This window comes from Nostoc foliaceum FACHB-393, from assembly GCF_014698505.1.
In the GTDB taxonomy this organism is placed as follows: Bacteria; Cyanobacteriota; Cyanobacteriia; order Cyanobacteriales; family Nostocaceae; genus Nostoc; species Nostoc foliaceum_A.
The window spans coordinates 118005-137409 of the sequence record NZ_JACJTD010000017.1 but is presented as its reverse complement, the minus strand read 5'-3'; the positions used below and the strand labels follow the sequence as shown (position 1 = coordinate 137409).

The 19405-nt window shown below is 42.2% G+C and carries 16 protein-coding genes and 1 other RNA gene; 2 read left to right on the top strand and 15 right to left on the bottom strand.

Annotated elements, in window-relative coordinates; genetic code table 11:
* Positions 1-85 precede the first annotated feature (85 nt).
* Positions 86-2716 carry a DNA polymerase III subunit alpha gene (locus H6G92_RS16220; RefSeq protein ID WP_190894674.1) on the bottom strand — a complete coding sequence of 877 codons (2631 nt, stop codon included), beginning with the start codon at positions 2714-2716 and terminating at the stop codon, positions 86-88.
* 193 nt (positions 2717-2909) lie between these two features.
* Between H6G92_RS16220 and H6G92_RS16215 the strand changes: the two genes are divergently transcribed.
* Positions 2910-4202, top strand: coding sequence for a dicarboxylate/amino acid:cation symporter (locus H6G92_RS16215; RefSeq protein WP_190894673.1), 1293 nt, complete (start codon positions 2910-2912; stop codon positions 4200-4202).
* A gap of 19 nt (positions 4203-4221) precedes the next feature.
* Here H6G92_RS16215 and H6G92_RS39495 read toward each other — a convergent pair whose 3' ends face one another.
* The 5 genes from H6G92_RS39495 to H6G92_RS16195 all read right to left on the bottom strand — a co-directional run bounded on the left by H6G92_RS39495 (position 4222) and on the right by H6G92_RS16195 (position 10275).
* Positions 4222-4401 carry a hypothetical protein gene (locus H6G92_RS39495; protein ID WP_230966875.1) on the bottom strand — a complete coding sequence of 60 codons (180 nt, stop codon included), beginning with the start codon at positions 4399-4401 and terminating at the stop codon, positions 4222-4224.
* Positions 4402-4625: 224 nt separating this feature from the next.
* Complete coding sequence (locus H6G92_RS16210) at positions 4626-4802, bottom strand: hypothetical protein (protein ID WP_190894672.1); 177 nt, start codon at positions 4800-4802, stop codon at positions 4626-4628.
* Positions 4803-5177: 375 nt separating this feature from the next.
* On the bottom strand, positions 5178-6293 hold the full coding sequence (locus H6G92_RS16205) for a hypothetical protein (RefSeq protein ID WP_242059159.1): 1116 nt from the start codon (positions 6291-6293) through the stop codon (positions 5178-5180).
* 424 nt (positions 6294-6717) lie between these two features.
* Positions 6718-8430: a diflavin flavoprotein gene (locus H6G92_RS16200; protein WP_190894671.1), complete on the bottom strand. Its 1713-nt coding sequence runs from the start codon at positions 8428-8430 to the stop codon at positions 6718-6720.
* A 126-nt stretch (positions 8431-8556) separates the two neighbouring features.
* Positions 8557-10275, bottom strand: a complete 1719-nt coding sequence (locus H6G92_RS16195; protein ID WP_190894693.1) for a diflavin flavoprotein — start codon at positions 10273-10275, stop codon at positions 8557-8559.
* Positions 10276-11325: 1050 nt separating this feature from the next.
* Here H6G92_RS16195 and H6G92_RS16190 point away from each other — a divergent pair.
* On the top strand, positions 11326-11781 hold the full coding sequence (locus H6G92_RS16190; protein WP_190894670.1) for a helix-turn-helix domain-containing protein: 456 nt from the start codon (positions 11326-11328) through the stop codon (positions 11779-11781).
* Between the two features lie 148 nt (positions 11782-11929).
* Here the strand turns inward: H6G92_RS16190 and ssrA are convergent.
* The 9 genes from ssrA to H6G92_RS16145 form a co-directional block, all read right to left on the bottom strand.
* Positions 11930-12319: a transfer-messenger RNA gene (gene ssrA / locus H6G92_RS16185) on the bottom strand.
* 383 nt (positions 12320-12702) lie between these two features.
* Positions 12703-13650 (bottom strand): F0F1 ATP synthase subunit gamma, encoded by a 948-nt coding sequence (locus H6G92_RS16180; protein WP_012411167.1) that lies wholly within the window; start codon positions 13648-13650, stop codon positions 12703-12705.
* Positions 13651-13746: 96 nt separating this feature from the next.
* A complete protein-coding gene (atpA, locus tag H6G92_RS16175) occupies positions 13747-15267 on the bottom strand; it encodes a F0F1 ATP synthase subunit alpha (protein ID WP_190894669.1) in 1521 nt (506 codons plus the stop codon).
* Positions 15268-15475: 208 nt separating this feature from the next.
* Complete coding sequence (gene atpH, locus H6G92_RS16170) at positions 15476-16030, bottom strand: ATP synthase F1 subunit delta (RefSeq protein ID WP_190894668.1); 555 nt, start codon at positions 16028-16030, stop codon at positions 15476-15478.
* A complete protein-coding gene (locus H6G92_RS16165) occupies positions 16027-16599 on the bottom strand; it encodes a F0F1 ATP synthase subunit B (RefSeq protein WP_190894667.1) in 573 nt (190 codons plus the stop codon). Before H6G92_RS16165 ends, atpH begins: the two co-directional genes overlap by 4 nt.
* 192 nt (positions 16600-16791) lie before the next feature.
* Complete coding sequence (locus tag H6G92_RS16160) at positions 16792-17223, bottom strand: F0F1 ATP synthase subunit B' (RefSeq protein WP_190894666.1); 432 nt, start codon at positions 17221-17223, stop codon at positions 16792-16794.
* Between the two features lie 181 nt (positions 17224-17404).
* Positions 17405-17650, bottom strand: a complete 246-nt coding sequence (atpE, locus tag H6G92_RS16155; RefSeq protein ID WP_012411162.1) for an ATP synthase F0 subunit C — start codon at positions 17648-17650, stop codon at positions 17405-17407.
* Between the two features lie 152 nt (positions 17651-17802).
* Positions 17803-18564: a F0F1 ATP synthase subunit A gene (gene atpB, locus H6G92_RS16150; RefSeq protein ID WP_175586935.1), complete on the bottom strand. Its 762-nt coding sequence runs from the start codon at positions 18562-18564 to the stop codon at positions 17803-17805.
* Between the two features lie 61 nt (positions 18565-18625).
* A complete protein-coding gene (locus H6G92_RS16145) occupies positions 18626-19108 on the bottom strand; it encodes an ATP synthase subunit I (protein WP_190894665.1) in 483 nt (160 codons plus the stop codon).
* Positions 19109-19405 lie beyond the last annotated feature (297 nt).

The following is a 19405-nucleotide window of genomic DNA, read 5'->3' as shown; positions in this document are numbered from 1 at the left end:
TTAACGTTACTATCAACTTATAAAAGTCTTCTAGCTCTCATTCGTATAGCAAGCGGAGAATGTTCAACTCTCACTGCATCTTTTCTCAATGCGGCAAACCATCTACCCGCATCAAATCCAATTCCCGTTCAAATATTTCATCAATTGGCAACATTTGACCATCAACAGTCATAAATTTATGGTCTTTTGTTGCCCGAATCAATGAACCATCTTCCAAACAATATTCAAACACCTCTTGTTGTCCGCGATCGTGCCACTGTGCTATAGGCTGCGTGTAAATATTTCCATTATTATCAACACTATATACTGTACATTCAATGGCTTTTTCTACAATTTCGCCAATCGGCAGTAATCCATATTCTACTGTCAATATTTCCGTGTCATAGCTTAAACAATATTCAGCAAACTTTAACATTTGCTCAAATAATTCATCTGCAACTTTTTTCTGAACACCATTTTTAGCTGCACCATCTACGAATTTTTCTCGCTGCTTTTGCATCTCCGAAACTTTCTTTTTACCCATCGCCCGACGCAGCAAGTCAGCTTGTCCTAAAGAATATCCAGCCATATCCTGAGCAATTTTCATGATTTGCTCTTGATAGACCATAATTCCATAGGTTTCGTCTAATATTGGTTCCAGAGTTTGGTGTTGATAATCAATCTTTTCTCGCCCATGTTTGCGGTTAATAAATTTAGGTATCAGTCCCGCATCTAATGGCCCCGGTCGATAAAGTGCCAAAATCGAAGAAATATCTTCTATATTAGAAGGCTTCAAATCTCGCACTATCTGACGCATCCCAGAAGATTCTAATTGAAATATCCCTTCTAACTCACCGGCTTCTAATAACTCATAAGTTTTTTGGACATCTTTTGGTAAACTGCTATGTTCACCTTTAGCTAATATCTTCTGGGCTTTTCTTTCTTGGCGGGGAATTTCATCAGGATCAACCCGATATCCTCTCGTTTCTTGAATCAAATCAACGGTTTTTTGAATCAACGTTAGGTTCCGTAAACCCAGAAAGTCCATTTTCAATAAACCCATTGATTCCAGGTCTTCCATGAAGTACTGGGTAATCACGGAACCGTCATTATTCTTTTGTAACGGCACAATCTCATCAAGTGGATCGGCAGAAATTACCACACCTGCGGCATGAACACCAAAAGTTTTGTTAGTTCCTTCAATTCGCATTGCCATATCAAGCCAATGACGAACATGGGGTTCTTTATCATATTTCTCTTTAAACTCTGGTTCTGGAGTTTTATCGGAAACCATCACCTTGAGTTTCGTTGGTTTCCCCCGCACCACAGGAATTAATTTCGCCATTTTGTCAGCTTCCCCGTAGGGAATATTTAATACTCTGGCGACATCTTTCAAAACTGCTTTAGAAGTTAGACGGTTAAAAGTAATAATTTGGGCAACTCTATCCGCACCATATTTCTCAGTTACATATTCAATAACTTTATCCCGTTGTTCAATACAGAAATCCGTATCAATATCAGGCATAGATTTCCGTTCTGGGTTCAAAAAGCGCTCGAATAGTAATCCATGATGTACAGGATCAATGTTGGTAATTCGCATTGCATAGGCAACTAATGAACCAGCCGCAGAACCCCTACCTGGCCCCACAGGAATATTATTATCCCTAGCAAATTTGATGTAGTCCCATACAACTAAAAAGTATTTGGAAAAACCCATCTGCTGAATCATTTTCAGTTCGTATTCCAATCTTTCTTTATAGACGGAATCAACTTCCTGGCGAGATTTGCGATTTAATCGTTCTAAAAGTCCGCTCCATGCAACATCTTCGGCGTAAGTGTCAGCAGTATGACCGGAGGGAATAGGGGGAGTAGGAATTTGAGGCTCACCCATAATATGGTAAGGCTCGACTTTATCGGCCACTTCTTCAGTAGTGGCGATCGCTTCGGCAATTACATCATCCGGCAAATGGTCATGAAATAGCTGCTGCATCTCCTCACCAGATTTGAGATACTCTGTGCCGCTATAACGCATCCGCTTATCTTCAATAATTAGCTTGCCAGTTTGAATACATAGCAAAGCGTCGTGGGCTTCAACATCAAAACAAGAAATAAAATGAGAATCATTAGTGGCAATAATTTTAATGCCTAGCTCTCTAGCAATTTTAACTATTTCAACATTAACAATTCTGTCTTCTTGGGAGCCGTGATCTTGAATTTCTAAATAATAATCATCACCAAATACATCTTTATACCACTGAGCAACTTTCCGGGCTGCATCTGGTCTATTACTGAGAATAGCTTGGGGAACTTCTCCACCTAAGCAAGCACTGGTGACAATCAAGCCTTCATGATATTCTTTGAGTAAATCTTTATTAATACAAGGACGAGAAAAAATTCCTTTGCCTTGAACACCTTTGAGGTGAGAAATTGTGGTTAATTTTACTAAATTTTTGTAACCTTTGGTATTTTTAGCTAAAACAACTTGATGATATTTAGGGCGGCGTTCTTGTTTCTCAATATCGCCGTTAATTACATACATTTCATTGCCGATAATCGGCTTAATATTTTGACTACGGCAGATTTTGATCAGTTCAACGGCTCCATACATGACACCATGATCGGTAAGAGCGATCGCTTTCATCCCCAGTGCGATCGCTTGATTCACCAACTCTGGTAGCTGACTTGCTCCATCAAGTAGACTGTAGTCACTGTGAATATGTAAAGGGACAAAGGACATAAGCATCTCCAACCACAAGCCAAGATATCTCTAGGGGCCTACCTTGTGGTATACCCTTTCAAGCCAGATTTTGCAAAGCAACGGAATATTACATTAGCAGTTTTTACCCAAAATTAAAGCTGTTCTTTTTCCGAAATTGTCACTGTCATCAGTGTTGTTTTAATAGTTACAGCAGTTAATCAGCATCTCACTAATGAGTCAAAAAGAGAGTACTACTTGGCCTGAAACCAAAGCTCGCCCTTGGTGGCAGCGTATCCCTCTCACATTGCAAATTCTCATCGCCCTAGTAGCCGCAGTCAGCGTTGGAATTGCCCTTGGTGCGGGGAATCCCAATCCCAGCAATGCCACCTTAATCAACAATTTAGCAATTCCGGCTGAGTTGGTGCTCAAGGCTCTCCGCGCCTTGGCTACACCGCTGATTCTGGTAGCAGTGCTGCACACCTTAATGACTACGAATATCCCTGGTACAGCTGGACGGCGATTAGCAGTGCTACTTTTAACTAACACTACCGTAGCTATATTAGTGGGACTTTTCGTAGCGAATGTGCTGCGTCCGGGGACTTGGGGTAATGTAACCACCTCAACAACTACAGAAATAACTCCTCAGAGTCTTGACCCTTGGGGAATACTCAAAGATGCTGTACCGGAAGCTGTACTCAAGCCATTAGTTGATAATAATGTCATCCAACTGATTGTTATTGCCCTAAGTTTTGGTATCGTCCTGCGGGGATTAAAATCTGAACAAATTGCCCAAGGGAAAATAGGATACCAGCCGATAGAGGATGTCATCGGGATTTTGTTTGAAGCGGTAGTCCGCGTTCTCAACTGGGTAATTGCCTTAGTGCCTTTCGCAGTCTTTGGGATTGTTGCTAAAACAGTTGCTATGCAAGGATTCGCACCGTTTAAATCTTTGGGTGCATTTATCGTGGCGGTGCTGTTAGCGCTGGTATTGCAGGCGTGCTACTACCTCACCAGAGTAAAATTTGGTTCTTGGGTACACCCGCTAAAATTCCTATCTGGCGGTTCTGATGCTTTTTTGACAGCTTTCTCAACTTCTTCCTCTGCGGCGGCAATGCCCATAACCTTTGAGGTTTTGCAAACAAAAGTCGGTTTAAGGGAATCTTCTGCTGCCTTGGGGGCATTAGTAGGGGCAAATTTCAATAATGATGGCACTGCCCTTTATGAAGCAATGTCTGCGTTGTATATTTCCCAACTGATTGGGCAACATCTGAGTCTGGGACAGCAGTTAATTGTCATCCTGACCTCGATTTTTGCATCTGTAGGTGCGGCAAATATTCCCAATGCTGGACTGGTAACGATGACACTGGTGTTCACTTCTGTAGGCTTACCTACCCAGTACATAGCTTTGCTAGTTACTGTGGACTGGTTTCTGGATCGCTGCCGCACTGCGATTAATGTCATGGGAGACATGACTGTTAGTGCTTTACTTGACGGCAAAAAGCCTCGTTCTGTAGACGAGGCTTAGTTTGACGGCTTTGAAGGTACTAATGCTGTTGAGGCCCTTTGGCATCACATTCTTTAGTCCAGCAGCGTTCTAGAAGTCGAAGACGCCAGATCAATGCAAAACGTTGAGGATTCAATACTAATTTAGTATCGTGACTAAATAAGGGCTGGTTCAGATACTGCCAAAGGGGAAAATTAATCTTGGTGTGTTTTGGAGTCATAAGAACAACGAAATATTATAAAAGTTTAGTGGCCATAGTTGGCATTTTGTCTAGCAACTGCCTGATACTGTTTTTCTAGTTAAAGACTACACTGCGTTTTTGCAATTGTCTTGGTGGCAATTGCGGAATTTCAACAAGTAAATTTATGTTGTTTCCGCTTTAATACTGAAATCGCACACACCATTTTTCTGATTTCCCATCCTGTGAAAAGTCATACCATTTCACTATATTCCTGCTACAGATACGTTCGTAGAAGCGTACATCATCTGTACGCCCCTAAAGCCGATGCATCTGTTGCAAAGATGTTTGGAAGCGATCGCATTGCTATCCAGAATCTTAACTCGGTAGCCTGTTAGTAAATCGGGTAGTGTGGTGTTGAGGCAATGAAAATTTCGTTGCACGGCAGAAACAACCTTTGACTTGATGCTCTTACTGTTATGAACTTAGCGATCGTAGCCAGTAGTTCTTCATTTCAGAAATTTACCAGAGTATTGTCGGAGTGCCTTTAAAACAATAAACGGTTTTGTAATACAAGGATATATTGTGTATAATCTAAGACCATTAAATCTTGACCGTCTTTCTAAAGATTGATAATTTAATAGATAAGTAAAATTTTCTTGGGTGTACTTTTCATCTCGATAAAACACTGGGACGGGCAAGATGCCCATCCAATAATCAAAAAGATAATTTTTCTAATAACCCAAGTTGCTAGTTATCAAAAAGTTTCTCTTTTTAAGTACAAAAGGTTAAAAGATTGTATTGGGCTATGTTTTGAGCTAAGTCCGCTGGTTTTGCTTCCTAAAATTATTAATGTGGACTCCTATATCTATACCTTTCATATTGCAATTTATGTATGACAATAGCGCATAAATAAAGATAATTATACCTACCATCTCTAGTACCTCTTCTATAGTCGTTATGAAGGCATAAACCATGCTACTTTGAGTGTAGTAATATTCGTAGTATCCGCCTACCAATTCAGTAGCAATTGCACCTGCTACGTAGATTGTTCCAGCAATAAAAAATAAGCGTCGTGTCTTGCTAGGAAGAGTAGCGACAAATTTACCAAATACTAGCAAAAATCCGAGTACGAAGATAGCACCCACGATCACCCAAGCGTAGTAAAGAAAACCACTGGTATTGAATGCACTTTGCAATGGTGCAGTTAGTCTTTCATGAAAACCGATCAATTCGTCTAACGACAAACCAGCAAAGACTATTGACAATCCTCTCCATGACCAGAAATCTTTCTTTTTAGCTAACTTTTGAGCTTGGAAGATGATCTCCAGCAAAATAGAACAAAATAGTAAAGCTCCTCCAGAGTAAATTGTAGGAATATTTTCCTCGCTGTTGAGGTCGAATAGAAGTCTAAAAGTATCTCTCCCAGGAAAGTCAGGTAGATAGTAGACATTGTAATTAGCAAAAAGACTGACGAGAGCAAAGCACAATACCACACCAAGAAGGAATTTGAGTGTTTTGTTGGCAGAAAGATATACTTTTAATTTATGTGATGATTGCAACGCCGCGATCGCATCTTCTGGTTTTGTAGAACTCGTTGACTCAACTACAGATAGGTAATTTCTCTTACCATTATCTGAATAAGACTGGTTTTTCAGGATTTTGCATCGCTCTGGCAATACAAAGTTTGACATGAAGTACTCAATGGTTTGCTGCTTAACACAACCATGCATTGCCAAAATTTTTCCCAATTGCTCACCACTCAACTTTTGTGTCTTGAGTGCTGTATCTAATTCATCTGGAGTAATTAGTTCAGCTTCAATCAAGTACTTCCCAAGCGGCTTAAGCTCGAAACTTTGGGCGTCTATTTGCCTAATCAATAATATCTCCTTATTTTCACTGGCTAAATGTAATAAATTTTCTCGCTTAGTCATGAAAAATTATAATTACTGATAAGATCAGATTTTAAAAGTTTCATAACCTCCGCTTAATCATATTTTGCACTGCCTAAATTCTTCACTAAATAAGTGTAAATTTATTCTAAAAAAAGTATGAATTTATCATGTAGATACGTCAGTTCTGCCGTTGCTGTTATTTCTAAACGCATTAAATACAGGATTTTCCCTCATGGTTTCTAGCAGACATCCCTGACCAGCAGAACGCACTCTTACCTCAAAATCTTGTTTCTAGCAAAAAAAATGAATCCACCGACACATGAGAGTGAGAGGTGGATTTATTCAGATGTACAGACATCTGGCGCGGTTGATTGTATCTCTAGCAGACATAGCTAAGTAGCAAAAATGCTGCTAGAGTTGGATTACAGGCTTATCTCTTAAGTTGGAGAGTACCTACAAAGAGTTAGTAATGAGTACCAGTTTTACGATGGTTGATGGCAGTAACAGCATCAGGCTTGAGTAATTTACCTTCGTCCACAGTTGCATACACAACCCAATGGTCGCCACATTCCAGACGTTGATTGACTGAGCATTCCAAATATGCTAATGCATCGGTAAGGACGGTACAGCCGTTATCCGCAACTGCTGTACTAAAGTTGGCAAATCGGTCTTCCCCAGGCGCGAAAGATTTACGGAAATGCTTCATGTAATCTTGGTGATTGCCTTCAGGTAAGATATTTAAGGCAAACTTACCGCCTGGATACATCAAGGATTCGATCGCTCGGTCTTTGGCGATCGCAACAGTTATTCCAGGTGGGTTAAAAGTGGCTTGAGAAACCCAAGCGCCTAACATTGCGGTAGACACTTCTCCAAGTTTCGCTGTCACAACGCATACGGAACCAACGATCCGACCAACAGCCTGTTCTACTGGAGTAGCGGCTTGTTGTGGTACGCGTACCTTTTTAGCTTTTTTCAGTGCTTGGGCAAAATCTGTACCTAGTTCTTCACAGAACTTGAGAGTGACATCATCAGGTTTAAACTTCACCTTCAGTGTTTCAAAGCCAAAGCGATATCCAGCATCCCGGAGTTTACCTTCGATTAAGTCAAAGGCTTCGCCACTCCAGCCATAAGATCCAAAGACTCCAGCGAGTTTGCTGTTGTCACCGCTTGATAGCACAATCCCTAAAGCAGTATGAATGGGAGTTGGTGCATGACCACCAATAGTAGGAGAACCAATGATAAAACCCTCTGACTGTGCGAGGTTGATGCGAATTTCATCAGGGGTAGCAAATTCGCAGTTAATTGATTTGACTGCGACTCCACCTTTAGTTAGTCCCAGAGCGATCGCTTGTGCTAAAGTCGCCGTATTGCCGTAAGCTGAAGCGTAAAGTAGAGCAACGGAAATCTCGCGATCGTTGTGAGAACGGCTCCATTCTCCATAAGCTTTGGTAAGTTCAATTAAGCCGGTGCGTACCAAGGGCCCGTGACCCACAGCATACATTCTCACCTGCAAATCTGATATTTTCTCCAAAGCTGCCTGCACATGAGGAGTTTGGGGAGCCATCAGGCAGTTAAAGTAGTAACGTTGGTCTTCTTTGAGCGCTTCCCAGTTATCATCAAACACTTCATCACCACAGAGATGAGTTGCAAATAACTTATCTGTGTAAAGAATTTGGGTTTGCTGATCATAGGTACAAAGTCCTTCCGGCCAACGTGGACTAGGTGTGGGGAAGAATTTTAAAACATGACCCTTGCCTAAATCCAGAGTTTCTTTCCCCCGCATCACCAATACCTTCAAATCTTGCTCTAGGAAAGCAGCACGCAAATTGTTCGCACCGGGAAGAGAACAGACAAAAGTTACCTGTGGTGCCAGTTCTAAAATTGCTTTGAGGGTTGCAACTCGATTGGGACTAAAATGACCCAGGATTATATAATCCAAATGTTGCAAATCTAAAGTCTGCCGCAATGCGTCTAAATAAATTTCGGTAAAGCTTTCTGGCGGTGGATCGATAAGTGCGGTTTTATCAGCTTCAATTAAATAGCAATTGGAGGTAGTACCTCTTTCAAGTGCATATTCAATTTCAAACCGCAGACGTGACCAACTACGTGCTTTCAGAAGTTTAGTATTGGTAGCAATTGGTAGAACTTGTACGTCGCGTGGCTTGGAATTGGTCATAGCTGTTGAGTAAAGTTTGAGAACAGGGAATAGGGAACAGAGAATAGGTTATAGGGTATAGATCATAGGAAACAGGGGATAGTTTTCTTTTCTGTCCCCTGTTTCCTGTTACCTCTTGCCTCTTTTTTAGTAGTAATTACCTACTTTGCGATGGCGAACGGCTGTCAATCCATCGTTTTTGGAGACACGCCCTTCTTGGACGGTGCAGTATAAAATCCAGTGGTCGCTGCATTCCATGCTGCTCTGAATTTCACATTCCATGTATGCCAGAGCATCAGTTAGAATCGGGGAACCGTTTTTCGCGGTTTGAGTTTTCACCCCAGCAAAGCGATCAGCACCAGGATGCAAGCGCTTGAGAAAGTGTTTCTTAAGTTCTTGATAATTGCCCTCTTCCAAAACGTTGAGGACGAAACGATCGCCTACTTGCATTAAGGAATCAATGGCGCGGTCTTTGGCAACGGCAATTGTTAATCCTAAGGGTTGCAAACTGGCTTGCGTTACCCAGGATGCCAGCATTGCGCTTGAGGCATTATCTTTTTTAGTAGTGACTATATACAGTCCACTACTAATCCGACCCAATGCCTTTTCCATGTTGACATCGAGGGACTTGATTTGCTTGATGTTGCGATCGCGCACCAGCAATTGTCCAATGTCTTTACCCGCTTCTTCACACAACTGGAATGTTGATGCAGTGGGAGCCTCTTTAATCCGAATAGCTGGGAAGGCTTCTTTGATGCCAGAGTTGAGGAATTGTCTGCGGAGTGTATCAATGGGTTCATCATCCCCACCGTAACATTCAAACAGCCCAATCAGTTGCTTGTTCTTGGCGACAGCTAGCACCGAACTAATACTAGCTTGGGCGGCGGCAGAAGTAGTTGGAGGCATACCGATAATGATGCCAGCTGCTCTCCCGGCTAGTTCTTGAATTTCTTGGCTCTCAGCAGTACTTAGATCCAGTACTTCTACTCCAATGCCAGTTTTCAGGATACCTTCGGCAATTGCATGACCAAGACGCTCACCATACCCATAATCTGAGACAAAAAACAAGCCAACAGTTGTTTCTGCTTTAGCTTGTTTTTGGCTCCAATTTTCGTAGCACCCGGTTAAAACATCTAGATGATGGTATAGTAATGGGCCGTGGCCGTTGGCGATAATATTAATCTTCCCAAGATCACCCATCCGCTTCATCGCATTCAGCAGCGAACGAGCGTTAGGGCCCATCAAGCAGTCGTAGTAAAATCTAAAGTCAGCTTCTATCGCTTCTAAATCTTCGTCGAAGGTGCGATCGTCACAGAAGTGCATCCCAAAAGCATCACAGGTGTAGAGAATTTGGGTTTTGCGGTCAAAGCTAAAGATTGTATCCGGCCAGTGCAGGTTAGGCGCACTCACGAATTCCATTTCGTGTCCTTTGCCGATATCTATGCGATCGCCAGTTTTGACAACCCGCTTAGAAAATGGATCGTGTACTAAGCCTTCCAAAAACTGAAGCGCAACTTTTGAGGCTAAGACGGTTGCTCTAGGAGCTAACTGAAGAACATCTTCTACCAAGCCGCTATGGTCTGGCTCTGTGTGACTAACAATTATGTAATCAATTGTTTTGGGGTTGACAAGACCTTTTAGAGTCTCTAAATACAGATCGCGAAACTTCTGGTGAGAAGTATCAATCAGAACTGTTTGTTCACCCCTAATTAGATATGAATTGTAGGTTGTGCCGTTTTGCAGTCCGAATTCGATATCGAAGCGATCGCGATCCCAATCAAGAGAGCGAATCGCTGTTGTGTTAGGGGCAATTTCTACAGTTTGTATAGTTAACCGATGCTGAACGTTCTCTGCGATCGCTACCATTATTCGTCTCCGAGCGCAAATTAACAGGTTTTTCTTCTGCACCCATTGTCTCTATTATTTTTTGTTTAAGTTGTAATGAATATCAGTTTTTGTAAAATTTAACTTGTATCAATTGTTGCTGTTTTTTAGCAAAAAATATGACTCAGAAATAATACTAAATATTAATTAATTCCTAAAAATTTACTGGGTATTTATTTTTGCTATTAATCTAATTTTATCCTAATTCAAAAAGTTCATAATCATCATATTATTTTATAATTAAAGCTTAAAAAAATATTACATATCCAGTACTGTTATAGTAACCTTCGTTTTTGAGAATGACTTATAAATGCTAAGGACATACCAAGTTTACAAGGAGACTTTCTAATTGTGGCGCAAATCTCAGGCGATCACAAAACAAATATCTTAAAAGAATATATTTAGATAAAAGTCATAAAAAATTCGTTTTTGAAGATCCTCACTGATAAACAAGTAGGAAAGGTGGGAAAAGTAGGAAAGGTGGGAAAAGTAGGAAAAGTAAGGTAGATTTATCTACGTTCTAACCCACATTTACTAAGCTGTTAGACCTTCTTTTCCCAATGAGTATTGAATATATTTTTGTCTTAAACAAGAATCTTGTTACGTAAAATATAAACTTTGTATAAAGTCGAGAAAGCAGATATTTATTATGGAGATAATCAAAGCAAACTTCCAGAGGCGAGTTGAATAAAAGGAACTAGGCTTGTATATATTTTTCTGCTCATTCAAATGAAAATTAGCGTAAAAATAATTTTTAAAGTTTCGATAAAACTCCGTAACCATACGAGTAATCTAATAATTTTAATGATACAGTCCTTTATTATCGACTTTAAACATTAATCAGGACAACGCCAACTTATTGATAGTGTTCTCAAGCCAAGGCTTCTTACGTACCAGCCTTCTATACGTTGACATTCTTAATACTTGTAGTTAAGTTTCTACAATGTGTTGTTAAATACGTAAGTAATCAAGTATATAGGCGTGAATAGACATAAAAATAGCAAAAATTGACTGTGCAAAAGGTTATTGTTTATGGGATGCCGATTAAAAGTCTTTCTAACTAAAGAAGAAAAGCTGACTTTAGAAGAGTTGAGAAAAGCCAAAGATGTTCCTCAACGTACCAAGGATCGTGCTCAAGTTTTACTGCTGAATACTCGCGGCTTAAAAAATGAGCAAATTGCTAAAGGTTTGAACTGGGCGATTTCAACAGTACGTCAAACCCTTCATCGCTGGGAAAAGATGGGTTTAGCAGGTCTGTGGGATGCTCCTGGCCGAGGAGGAAAACCCCGATATTCAGAATCAGATTTGGTTTATCTAGAAAATTGTTTAGCTCAAGAGTCACAAACTTATAACTCTAAACAATTAGCAAAAAAACTGGCATCTGAGCGTCAAGTAAACTTGAGTGCAGATCGATTACGACGGGTACTTAAAAAAAGGGGAAGGAGGTTTGGAAGCACACGCAAACAACCCCAGGAGCAGAATAATTAACGTGAATTCTATAAACCTCTCCCTACTTTGAACTTTAGTTCAAGTCTGTCCCTCTTACCCGTCAAAGAGGGACGGTTTTGCATAATAAACGTAATAAAACAAAATCCACCTAAACATTAAACTGTTTGGTGGACTTGTTATTTATTCTTAGTGGATCCGAGCAGAGTCGAACTGCTGTCCAAATTGGGTATTGACCCCCCGCTCATTCACAGGTTTAGCCTTTCTGACCCTCAAGGCGGGAATCGTTCATTATCCCGAACGTAGGATGCTCTGATTTAATCTTAGCCAGCAAGCCAACCAGAGAACGCTTGCTAGAGCATCCGTTGGGGGTTGGTCTTCAGTCCTTAACGGAGTCGAACTAAAGACGCTCGAACCTATAAGAGGTGTTTAGGCAGCTACTAGAGCATCCTTACGAGCAAAGTTAACGATGTTATTCGCATTTACTTTTTGTTTGAGCCTTTGATTTTCGAGAGGAGACTCACTCTCGACCTGAATCACAGAGCAGCGTTCGCCAACCTGTCGAAACCGTGACGGACCCATGCGCTTCATAATTTAATTATAATACGCAATTTTTGAAATGTGTTGCTAGACAAAAATTTTGGTTCATGCCAGTGCTGCTGAGAAACACAGGGTATCTTTATATGAACTTGGCTCTATACAACAGTATAGTTTGTTGATAAACCTCAGTACATAATGGCCCATATACCGTCAATGTCATCTAGTTAAAAGTCCCAAATACTAACAGGACTTACGCAAAAAGCCTCTACAATTCTTATTACTTGGCGCACTTGGCGTACTTGGCGGTTCGTTTTTTCATGATTTTGCGTAAGTCCTAACTAAAAATAGCCAATTGCTAATTATTTTAAGATTAGCAATTGGCTATATATTACAAAGCACTACAAATAAATAATTAGCTATACCCTAAGTCAGTGCTTCAGCACCACCTACAACCTCAAGGAGTTCTTGGGTAATAGCAGCTTGTCGGGCTTTGTTGTAAGACAGCGTAAGAGTGTTAATCAGTTCACCAGCATTTTCACTGGCATTACTCATGGCTGTCATCCGCGCTGCTAGCTCACTAGCCGCAGATTCTTGCAGCGCCCGCAATAGCTGGTTACTTAGATACAGGGGCAACAAAGAATCGAGAATCTGCACTGGATCTTGCTCGAAAATCATGTCAGGAGCCAACGGGCGGACTTGGCTAGCCACTTTCTCCCGTTCGACTTCAAATTTACCGCCACGGGTTGTCAAGCGGAAGATTTCATCATCGGCTGCTTCTAGGCCTTGCGGATCGAGGGGCAGTAAGGTTTGCACCACAGGACGGGAGCTAACCAAGGAAAGGAATCTGGTATAGATTAATTCGATGCGGTCTACTTCTTCCGAAAGGAACAAGGAAAGTAGTTGGTCGGCAATCTGATTGGCTTCTGCTGCGGTAGGGATTTGCTCTAAGCCGCTGTAAGTAGCATCAATTGGCTGATCGCGGCGTTGAAAGTACTGCGTAGATTTGCGTCCGACTAACACAAATTGATAGTTTAAACCTTCTGCCTTGATTTCTTTGGCGCGGTTTTCTGCACGACGGATAACGTTATTATTGTAGCCGCCGCATAGACCGCGATCGCCTGAAATTACCAATAGCCCGACTGACTTAACTTCCCGTTTTCTCAGTAGTGGCAGGTTTGCTTCTTCAAACCGCAGACGACTTTGTAAACCATACAATACTTGTGCCAAGCGATCGGCAAAGGGGCGAGTCGCTAGCACTTGTTCTTGTGCCCGACGCACTCTAGCCGCAGCTACGAGACGCATGGCTTCTGTGATTTTTTTGGTGTTTTTGACCGACTGAATGCGATCACGTATTGCTTTTAGATTGGCCATATTCTTGAGTTAGGAGTTAGGAGTTAGGAGTTAGGAGTTAAGAGCTAGGAGTATTTCATTAACTTTTAACTCTTAACTCTTCACTCCTCACTTTTATTACGCTGCTGCTTTGAAGGTCTTCTTGTATTCGGTAAGTGCTTCCTTTAATGCAGCTTCTTCTGCATCACCTAGTGCTTTTGAGGTTCTTACTCCTTCGGCATACTGGGTTTTACCAGTCTTTAAGTACTCCCGCAGACCTTGGGTAAAGGTTGTGACTTTATCTACAGGAACGTCATCCAAGTAACCATTGATACCAGCGTACAGAATTGCTACTTGCTCGTATACCGAGAGTGGCGAATTTTGTGGCTGCTTGAGAAGTTCGCGTAACCGTTGACCCCGTGCCAACTGGTCTTGAGTAGCTTTATCTAAGTCGGAAGCAAATTGAGCAAAGGCTTGCAGGTCGTCAAATTGGGCTAGTTCCAATTTAATCTTACCGGCAACTTTTTTCATTGCCTTGGTTTGCGCCGCAGAACCCACGCGGGATACTGAAATACCTGGGTTCACAGCTGGACGGATACCAGCGTTAAATAAGTCAGAAGACAGGAATATCTGACCATCGGTAATGGAAATTACGTTTGTGGGGATGTATGCCGAAACGTCACCAGCTTGGGTTTCGATGATTGGTAGGGCGGTCATGCTGCCTTTACCTAATTCGTCACTTAGCTTTGCGGCTCTTTCTAACAAACGAGAGTGAATGTAGAATACATCTCCGGGGTAAGCTTCGCGTCCGGGTGGGCGACGTAGCAGCAGGGACATTTGGCGATAAGCTTGGGCTTGCTTGGAAAGATCGTCGTAAATTACTAGGGTAGCTTTGCCTTTGTACATAAAGTACTCGGCAATAGTTGCGCCTGTGTAAGGAGCTAGGTATTGCAGTGTTGCTGGTTCACTGGCGCTAGCGGCGACGACGATGGTGTAATCCATCGCACCTTTTTCTTGCAATGTCTGCACCACGTTAGCTACGGTGGAAGCCTTTTGACCGATTGCAACGTAGACACAAACTACATCTTCTTCTTTTTGGTTGATGATGGTGTCGATTGCGATCGCAGTTTTGCCGGTTTGACGGTCACCAATAATCAATTCGCGCTGACCACGACCGATGGGAATCATTGAGTCAATAGCTGTGATACCCGTTTGCATGGGTTCGTGTACAGACCGACGAGCAATGATACCAGGCGCTGGAGATTCAATCAAACGGCTTTCTGAGGATTTGATGTCTCCCTTACCATCGATGGGACGACCTAAAGCGTCTACAACTCTTCCAATTAAGGCTTCTCCTACTGGAATCTGAGCAATTCTACCAGTAGCGGTTACAGAACTACCTTCTTGAATTTCCAGCCCTTCACCCATCAACACCGCGCCTACGTTGTCTTCTTCTAAGTTCTGGGCGATGCCAATTGTGCCATCTTCAAATTCTAAGAGTTCCCCAGCCATAGCCTTTTCCAGACCATAGATCCGGGCAATACCGTCACCTACTTGTAGGACGGTACCAACGTTAGCAACTTTGACCTCTTGATCGTATTGCTCGATTTGTTGTTGAATAATGCTGCTAATTTCGTCAGGTCTAATTGATATGCTCATGTGTCTATCTTTTTGCTTTCGAGACGGAAAAATGAATTCAGTTAGGAGTTAAGAGTTAGGAGTGATGAGTTAAAAATGCAAAAATTACAAGTTAAAAGTCAAAATAAATTACTATTTACTTAACTCCTAACTGTACAGACGCGATTAATCGCGTCTCTACTCTTAACTTTTGTACGCGATTAATCGCGTCTCCCTAACTCCTAACTTTCTAGCTATTAGTTAAGCGCAATGAAAGGCGGCGCAACTGACCCCGGATACTGGCGTCAATTACCTGCGAACCTACTTTAATGATCACACCACCAATTAACTCACTGTCTACCTTGGTTTCTAGTTCTACCTGGCGAGCATTAGTTATGGCAATCACCTTTTCTGTGATCGCCTGCTGTTGAGCTTCTGTGAGGGGAACGGCTGAAACTACTTCCGCTAATACGGTTTGATTCAGCTGCCGCAACAGCGCCAGATATTGTTGAAAAATCGATTCCAAGAATGCAATGCGGCGTTTGTCTACTAGTACCAACAAAAAGTTGCGTAAGTAGGGGTTAGAGCCTTCACCGAGTATTTGTTTGATGAGAGCTTTTTTGTTCTCAGCCTGAATAAACGGATTGCTGAAGAAGTTGTGTAGCTGTTTGTCTGCTCTGAGCAATCCCAGGAAAGTGCGCGCATCTTCCCCGAACTCTTCTGTCAAATTTTTCGATTGCGCTATTGACAAAAGTGCCTGTGCGTAAGGTTGGGCTACTTCGGCTGCCGCTACCTGACTTGTCATACATTGCCTCCCAGTTGTGCGATGCTACGATCAATTAAACTTTGTTGAGCATCGTCGGCAATCCCGCCTTTGAGTTGCGATTCGACTTTTTGCAATGCTAGTGTAGCAACTCGTTGCCGTAGTTGAGCGATCGCTCGCTCTGTTTCGGTGTTTAAATCTGCTGCTGCTGTTTGTTTTAAGCGTTCTACGTCTTGCACTGCCTTCGCCAACAAGGCTTCTTTCGCCTTTTGGGCGTTTTCTACGGCAGATTGGCGGATGCGTTCTGCCTCTGCCTGAGATTGCTTCAACTGCTCTTGCGCTTGGGAAAGGGCAGTCTTTGCCTCTTTTAAGCGTCCTTCTGCTTCCTGAATTGCGGTGGCAATATTGGATTGTCGCTCGTTCAGGATATTGCTTAAAACCTTACGTCCGAAGTAGAATAATATGCCAATCAGAATCGCTAGATTGATCAGATTGGTTTCAAAAATGTCTAGGTTTAGACCGAAACCACCTTCTGCTGCGCCTTCTGCCAATTCAGAGTGAACAGCGTTCGCTTCTGCGGCAAGTAATAAGAATGTCCCCATGATACCCATTTACAAGTGCGCTGCTCGCTTGCTAATACGTTGTATTTTCCCAAGGGAAGGAAATTTAAGTATCTTTTCCCTGTCAGGAAATTAAGTATCTTTCCCCAGAAGGGAAAAAGTGCCTTTTTTGACACTTAAATTTTGCGCTCTGGACTAGGGCCCAGTTGCGCGTATGCTTTACACAGAACCAATCTCGTTAGCTTATCTAACTGGAGTTGGCCCCAATAGTTTTTCTAGAATCTGCCTGCTTAGAGCATCAACTTGTTGCTCTAAGGTGCGAAAAGCTTCTTGCTTTTGTTGTTCTATTTCAACAGAAGCTTGTTCTCGTTGAGACTGAGCTTCCTTTTGGGCCTCAGCTATTTTCTCGGCAGTAATTTTCTTAGCTTCAAGTTGAGCCGCTTCTACAGTAGCTTGCGATTGTCTGCGAGCGTCTGCTAGTTGCTGCTCATATTCGGTAGCCAAGCGCTCGGCTTTAGCCAAGCTCTCCCGCGCCTCAAGGGTATTCGTTCGGATGTAACTATCGCGATCGTCTAGTACCTTGGTCAGTGGCTTATAGAAAATTGCATTCAACAAAGCTGCCAATAGCAGGAATTGCAATGCCATGAAGGGCAAGGTAGCATCGAAATCAAACATTTGTCTCCTCTTTGGCTGGAGTAGCAGTTTTCATGGCTAGCAACGTCATCCAACCTTTCATATTTTAGAGACCCATAGCCAACAAGGGTCAACTGAACATTATAACTATTGAGATACCCAAAAGGTTTTGATTGTAGAGGCGTGATAATTCACGTCTCCACACTCACAAAATTTTTAGGTATTAACCGAAGGGGTTAGCGAACAGCAATACCAGGGCAATTACCAGACCATAGATAGTCAAGGATTCCATGAATGCCAAGGTTAATAGCAGAGTACCGCGAATTTTTCCTTCTGCTTCAGGTTGACGAGCAATACCTTCTACTGCTTGTCCAGCAGCGTTACCTTGACCAATACCAGGGCCAATTGCAGCTAAACCAATCGCTAAAGCAGCAGCGAGAACTGAAGCAGCCTGAACTAATGGATCCATGTTGATTTTCCTTGCTTTGATTACAAAACTAACAAAAGTACGTTAACGATTAGAAACGTGGTTTTCACGCTGCACATGAGTTCTTTGATCGATCGCGCTTTGCGATGTTTTGAGCGAACATGCTCTTGGAACTGTGCTATCAACTGAGAAGTTTAATGCTCCTCATGCTCATCTCCACCATGCCCCTCCATTGCCTCATGAATGTATGCTCCGGCTAGGGTGGCAAAAACCAGGGCTTGAATGGCACTGGTAAATAAACCCAAGGCCATTACAGGCAGAGGTACAAATAGAGGAACTAGCAGCACCAACACCGCGACTACCAATTCATCCGCCAAAATATTACCAAATAGCCGGAAGCTTAGGGAGAGGGGCTTGGTGAAATCTTCTAGAATTGCGATCGGCAACAAAACGGGTGTTGGCTCTATATATTTCTTAAAGTAGCCTAAACCCCGTTTGCTAAAACCCGCGTAAAAGTACGCTAAGGATGTTAGCAGTGCTAATGCAACAGTCGTATTGATGTCATTGGTGGGAGCTGCCAATTCACCCGAAGGTAGCTTGATGAGCTTCCAGGGAATTAGCGCACCTGACCAGTTCGATACGAAAATAAACAAGAACAATGTGCCAATAAATGGCACCCAAGGGCGGTACTCTTTCTCACCAAGTTGGTTTTTGGCCAAATCACGAATAAATTCTAGGGCATATTCCATCAAATTCTGGATGCCTTTGGGAATTCTTTGTGCGTTGCGAGTAGCAGCTATTGAAGCCACTACTAGAATGCTAATCACAAACCATGAGGTGAGAAAAACTTGCCCATGAATTTTAAGATTGCCCAACTGCCAATAGAAATGATGACCTACTTCTAATTCGGCGAGGGGAAAAGAATTAAAGGCGTTTAAGACACTAAGCATTTGCATTCTTCAAGCATTTTCCCCAACGAGCGAGGATGGGATTACTATCTTTAGTGAGCCTGACTTTTTAAGAATCAGGAATGAACGCAATTTGCACCATATAGACGAAGAGCGTAGCTTTGTAAGTTAGAAATCCCAAAAAAATGGGCAGAATCTGTAGCTCACGCCATTGAGTTGCCACGATCATCACTCCAATAAACAGAGCAAAACGAGTTTTGCTCAGACTGGTTTTCTCACTACCGAGCTGCTCAACATCTCTAGCCAACATTTTTAAGTAAACCACACCTGTACACGCCCCAATTAAATAATTTAGGGCAATGTTTAAGGAATAAAAAATCCACACAGAGATAAAAATAACCCCCGTCAAGACAAGCGTGATTACCAACAACCGCTGGAAGAGTTGATAAAACTCTTGCATAGAGTTATCTGATTCTGTGTCTCCAGAACCAGTTTTAGCATCTTGTTGCGTTGTCGGAGTGGGCGCAATTGATTCGTCTGACAAGCTCACGAGACTTGAAACCAGTACAGCTAAATTATGATGACTGCACATTCAGTCAGCTGAATCATATCACGATCCGGTAACAATACTTTAGGAAAAAACAATTAACTTCTTGGCAACGTTACACAGTCAGTAAAATCGCGCTCCCAGAAGCGAGAGAGCGGCTGATGACGTGAGGGAGGGTGAGGCTGAATAATCAATAATTGTTGCCTGGAAATTCAAAATTTCTTCCAATTTCAGTTTTTTTGAATGAATAATTCTCCTCCAAAGTCGTTACATAACATCTTGGTGTTTGAATTAAGTCGGTGTCAATAAAATCAACTGGTGCTTGAAGAGCGTATGGACGTA

Excerpts from the sequence above, each read along its gene's own strand:
- H6G92_RS16205 (WP_242059159.1), bottom strand. The coding sequence starts at position 6,293 with ATGACTAAGCGAGAAAATTTATTACATTTAGCCAGTGAAAATAAGGAG.
- H6G92_RS16160 (WP_190894666.1), bottom strand. The coding sequence starts at position 17,223 with ATGTTTGATTTCGATGCTACCTTGCCCTTCATGGCATTGCAATTCCTG.
- H6G92_RS39495 (WP_230966875.1), bottom strand. The coding sequence starts at position 4,401 with ATGACTCCAAAACACACCAAGATTAATTTTCCCCTTTGGCAGTATCTG.
- H6G92_RS16200 (WP_190894671.1), bottom strand. The coding sequence starts at position 8,430 with ATGACCAATTCCAAGCCACGCGACGTACAAGTTCTACCAATTGCTACC.
- H6G92_RS16195 (WP_190894693.1), bottom strand. The coding sequence starts at position 10,275 with ATGGTAGCGATCGCAGAGAACGTTCAGCATCGGTTAACTATACAAACT.
- atpA (WP_190894669.1), bottom strand. The coding sequence starts at position 15,267 with ATGAGCATATCAATTAGACCTGACGAAATTAGCAGCATTATTCAACAA.
- atpB (WP_175586935.1), bottom strand. The coding sequence starts at position 18,564 with ATGCAAATGCTTAGTGTCTTAAACGCCTTTAATTCTTTTCCCCTCGCC.
- atpE (WP_012411162.1), bottom strand. The coding sequence starts at position 17,650 with ATGGATCCATTAGTTCAGGCTGCTTCAGTTCTCGCTGCTGCTTTAGCG.
- H6G92_RS16215 (WP_190894673.1), top strand. The coding sequence starts at position 2,910 with ATGAGTCAAAAAGAGAGTACTACTTGGCCTGAAACCAAAGCTCGCCCT.
- H6G92_RS16180 (WP_012411167.1), bottom strand. The coding sequence starts at position 13,650 with ATGGCCAATCTAAAAGCAATACGTGATCGCATTCAGTCGGTCAAAAAC.
- atpH (WP_190894668.1), bottom strand. The coding sequence starts at position 16,030 with ATGACAAGTCAGGTAGCGGCAGCCGAAGTAGCCCAACCTTACGCACAG.
- H6G92_RS16165 (WP_190894667.1), bottom strand. The coding sequence starts at position 16,599 with ATGGGTATCATGGGGACATTCTTATTACTTGCCGCAGAAGCGAACGCT.
- H6G92_RS16145 (WP_190894665.1), bottom strand. The coding sequence starts at position 19,108 with ATGTGCAGTCATCATAATTTAGCTGTACTGGTTTCAAGTCTCGTGAGC.
- H6G92_RS16220 (WP_190894674.1), bottom strand. The coding sequence starts at position 2,716 with ATGTCCTTTGTCCCTTTACATATTCACAGTGACTACAGTCTACTTGAT.
- H6G92_RS16190 (WP_190894670.1), top strand. The coding sequence starts at position 11,326 with ATGGGATGCCGATTAAAAGTCTTTCTAACTAAAGAAGAAAAGCTGACT.